Source organism: Neisseria sp. P0022.S010, from assembly GCF_051956635.1.
Genome location: NZ_JBQCXF010000245.1, coordinates 1 through 4,328, shown reverse-complemented (window position 1 = coordinate 4,328; position 4,328 = coordinate 1). Strand labels below are relative to the sequence as shown.

The following is a 4,328-nucleotide window of genomic DNA, read 5'->3' as shown; positions in this document are numbered from 1 at the left end:
CTTTGGCATCGTTGGCTTTTTCAAATTGCGCGATGACGGATTGGGGCAGGCTGAAGGATTTGTGTACGGCCAAACGCACTTCGGTTTGGGCGTACAGGTTTGCCGAAGCCAGCAACAGGGCCAAGGCGGACAATTTCAGTTTCATTTTCTTTCCTTTGTACGGGTAAAATACGAAATATCATAACAAAATCTGCATATCAAGGCACGATATGAATCATTCCCCCGTTTGGCTGTTTGACCTCGACAACACTTTGCACAATGCCGAAGCCGGCATTTTCTACATCATCAACCGCGCCATGACCGAATACATGGCAGGCCGTCTGAAGCTTTCCGAAGAAGCCGCCTCCCATCTGCGCCAAGATTATTGGCACCGATACGGCGCGACGCTTGCCGGTTTGCAAATCCACCATCCTGAAGTCGATATCGATGAATTTTTGCGTGAAAGTCACCCGCTTAAGCAAATTTTGGCAAAGGTGAAGGGTATGGATGGAACTGATGACGTTTTAGGCCGTCTGAAAGGGCGAAAAGCCGTATTTTCCAATGGGCCGTCGTTTTATGTCCGCGCATTGGTTGAGGCGTTGGGCTTGGAAGCGCATTTTGACGGCTTGTTCGGCACGGACGACTTCGGCCTGCTCTACAAACCCAATCCGCAAGCCTATCTCAACGTCTGCTGCCTGTTGGGCGTCAAATCCGAACAGTGCGTTATGGTGGACGACAGCGCCGACAATCTGCACCAAGCCAAAGCCTTGGGCATGAAGACCGTTTGGTACGGCGAAAAAGCCCATCCGTTGCCATTTGCCGACGGCATAGCGAAAGATATGCAGGGTTTGCTTGAATTTTGCACAAAGCTGCCGTGAAGTTTTGAAAAAACAAGTACAATACACGGTATTGCCGACATTTAAAAACAAGGACAACATCATGCGTAAACTCGCTTTAATTCTGACCGCCGCCGCCGTTTTGGCCGGTTGCTCTTGGGAAACCTACACCAACGAATCCGGTCGTACCGCCGTACGCCAAAAATATGCTACCGGCACACCTATCGTTTATCAGGACGGGACTTATTCTAAAAACATGAATTACAACCAATTCCGTCCTGAGCGCCGCGTCGTCCAATCCAACCAAGCGGATCATGCTGAACACGGCGAACGCGGCCAGCACTGGCAAAAACCGCAATTTGCCAACCAACAGCCAGCAACCAAATAACAATATCCCCAAGGCCGTCTGAAACGGAGTGAAAAACAATCAACACTTGTTGCCACACTTTTCAGACGGCCTCAAACAACGACAACGGAAACCGTATCATGGCTCAGACAGCTTTAAATATCGTCATCCTCGCCGCCGGCAAAGGCACGCGCATGTATTCCAAAATGCCCAAAGTGCTGCACCGAATCGGCGGCAAGCCCATGGTCGAGCGCGTTATCGACACCGCCGCCGCGCTTAATCCGCAAAACATCTGCGTCGTCATCGGACACGGCAAAGACCAAGTTTTAGACACTGTCAAACGCGACGTCGTCTGGGTCGAACAAACCGAACAACTCGGCACCGGCCACGCCGTCAAAACCGCCCTGCCCCACCTTGCCGCCGAAGGCCGCACGCTGGTGTTGTACGGCGACGTTCCCCTGATTGACACCGCCACCCTCGAAACCCTGCTCGAAGCCGCCGGCAGCGAAGTCGGACTGTTGACCGACGTTCCCGCCGACCCGACAGGCTTGGGCCGCATCATCCGCGACAGCCAAGGCAGCGTAACCGCCATCGTCGAAGAAAAAGACGCCGACGCCGCCCAAAAAGCCGTCCGCGAAATCAACACAGGCATCCTCGTCCTGCCTAACGCCAAACTCGAAAACTGGCTGAACAGCCTCTCCAGCAACAACGCCCAAGGCGAATACTACCTGACCGACCTCATCGCCAAAGCCGTTGCCGACGGCATCAAAGTCCATCCCGTCCAAGTGCGCGCCTCCCACCTCGCCGCCGGCGTGAACAACAAACTCCAGCTCGCCGAACTCGAACGCATCTTCCAAACCGAACAAGCGCAAGAATTGCTCAAAGCAGGCGTTACCCTGCGCGACCCCGCCCGCTTCGACTTAAGGGGTCGTCTGAAACACGGACAAGACGTCGTGATTGACGTCAACGTCGTCCTCGAAGGCGACATCGAAATCGGCGACAACGTCGAAATCGGCGCAAACTGCGTCATCAAAAACGCCAAAATCGGCGCAAACAGCAAAATCGCCCCCTTCTCCCACCTCGAAGACTGCGAAGTCGGACAAAACAACCAAATCGGCCCCTACGCCCGCCTGCGTCCGCAAGCCCGCCTTTCAGACGACGTACACGTCGGCAACTTCGTCGAAATCAAAAACGCCGCCATCGGCAAAGGCACCAAAGCCAACCACCTCACCTACATCGGCGACGCCGAAGTCGGCAGCAAAACCAACTTCGGCGCAGGCACGATTATTGCCAACTACGACGGCGTGAACAAATACAAAACCGTCATCGGCGACGAAGTCCGCATCGGCTCCAACTGCGTCCTAGTCGCCCCCGTCACCCTCGGCAACAAAGTAACCACAGGCGCAGGCAGTGCGATTACCCGCAATGTCGAAGACAACAAACTCGCCCTCGCCCGCGCCCGCCAAACCGTGATCGAAGGCTGGGTGAGGCCGGAAAAAGGCGATAAGAAATAAGGTTCGGCCGATTCCACCCGTTTTTCAGACGGCCTTTCCATCAAGAGGCCGTCTGAAACCCAAATCCGCGCCGTTCGGATGATGTAAAACGGCTTTTTACCGCTGCCGCCTCCGGGAGCCGGAACGGCAGTTATTTTGTTAATCTTTTGATACTAAGGAACTTATATGTGCGGTATCGTCGGCGCCATCCGCGCCAATCACAATGTAGTCGATTTTCTGACCGACGGTCTCAAACGCCTTGAATATCGGGGCTACGATTCGTCGGGTATCGCCGTGAACGCAGACGGCAAAATCAAACGCGTGCGCCGCGTCGGCCGCGTGCAGCTGATGGAAGACGCCGCACGCGAAAAAGGCGTGTTCGGACACATTGGCATCGGCCATACCCGCTGGGCAACCCACGGCGGCGTAACCGAACCCAACGCCCACCCCCACATCTCCGGCGGCATGATTGCCGTCGTCCACAACGGCATCATCGAAAACTTCGAAGCCGAACGCGAACGCCTCAAGGCCTTGGGTTACACCTTCGAATCGCAAACCGACACCGAAGTCATCGCCCACAGCGTCAATCACGAATACACCCAAAACGGCGGCAAACTGTTTGAAGCCGTCCGCGCAGCCACCGCCCGTTTCCACGGTGCATACGCCATCGCCGTGATGGCGCAGGACAAACCCGAAGAAATGGTGGTCGCGCGTATGGGCTGCCCGCTGCTGGTGGCACTGGGCGATCAAGAAACCTTCATCGCCTCCGACGTATCCGCCGTCATCGCCTTTACCCGCCGCATCGCCTATTTGGAAGACGGCGACATCGCCGTATTGAGCGCGAACGGTATTGAAAAACTGATCGACAAAACCGGTGCCGATACCCAACGCAAAGTCAAAGTATCCGAGTTGTCGCTCGCTTCGCTGGAGTTGGGCCCATACAGCCACTTCATGCAAAAAGAAATCCACGAGCAGCCCCGCGCCATCGCCGATACTGCCGAAGTCTTCTTGGATGGCGGTTTTGAACCTGAAAACTTCGGTGCGAATGCACGCGAAGTGTTCGACGATATCCACAGCATCAAAATCCTTGCCTGCGGTACGTCCTACTATGCCGCGCTGACCGCCAAATACTGGCTCGAATCCATCGCCAAAGTGCCGACCGACGTGGAAATTGCCAGCGAATACCGCTACCGCGACGTGATTGCCGATCCGAAACAATTGGTCATCACCATTTCCCAATCCGGTGAAACCCTGGACACCATGGAAGCCCTGAAATACGCGCAATCCTTGGGACACAAACACAGCCTGTCTATCTGTAACGTGATGGAATCCGCCCTGCCGCGTGAAAGCGAATTGGTGCTGTACACCCGCGCCGGCGCAGAAATCGGCGTCGCCTCCACCAAAGCGTTCACCACGCAACTGGTTGTCTTGTTCGGCTTGGCCGTTACCTTGGGCAAACAGCGCGGTCTGGTTTCCGACGAACAATCGCGTGAATACGTCGAAGAATTGCGTCAACTTCCGGGCAGCATTCAGCACGTTCTCAATCTTGAGCCGCAAATCGCCGCTTGGGCGCAAAAATTTGCCAAGAAAACCAGCGCACTCTTCTTGGGCCGCGGCATCCACTTCCCAATCGCACTTGAAGGCGCATTGAAGCTGAAAGAGATTACCTATATC

Annotated in this window: 4 protein-coding genes and 1 pseudogene; 4 read left to right on the top strand and 1 reads right to left on the bottom strand. The window is 55.2% G+C overall.

Features of this window, described 5'->3' with window-relative positions; genetic code table 11:
• Nucleotides 1-145: pseudogene (locus tag ACTHUT_RS14570) on the bottom strand (thiamine ABC transporter substrate-binding protein); the annotation flags it as partial.
• A 64-nt stretch (nt 146-209) separates the two neighbouring features.
• Between ACTHUT_RS14570 and ACTHUT_RS14565 the strand changes: the two are divergent.
• The 4 genes from ACTHUT_RS14565 to glmS form a co-directional block, all read left to right on the top strand.
• Entirely contained in the window at nt 210-857 is a 648-nt protein-coding gene (locus tag ACTHUT_RS14565; protein ID WP_250599261.1) for a pyrimidine 5'-nucleotidase, read from the top strand.
• A gap of 61 nt (nt 858-918) precedes the next feature.
• On the top strand, nt 919-1,203 hold the full coding sequence (locus tag ACTHUT_RS14560) for a membrane lipoprotein lipid attachment site-containing protein (RefSeq protein WP_440418957.1): 285 nt from the start codon (nt 919-921) through the stop codon (nt 1,201-1,203).
• A gap of 98 nt (nt 1,204-1,301) precedes the next feature.
• Entirely contained in the window at nt 1,302-2,675 is a 1,374-nt protein-coding gene (glmU, locus tag ACTHUT_RS14555; RefSeq protein ID WP_440418956.1) for a bifunctional UDP-N-acetylglucosamine diphosphorylase/glucosamine-1-phosphate N-acetyltransferase GlmU, read from the top strand.
• A 165-nt stretch (nt 2,676-2,840) separates the two neighbouring features.
• A partial coding sequence (gene glmS / locus ACTHUT_RS14550) for a glutamine--fructose-6-phosphate transaminase (isomerizing) (RefSeq protein ID WP_440418955.1) occupies nt 2,841-4,328 on the top strand: 1,488 nt, incomplete at its 3' end.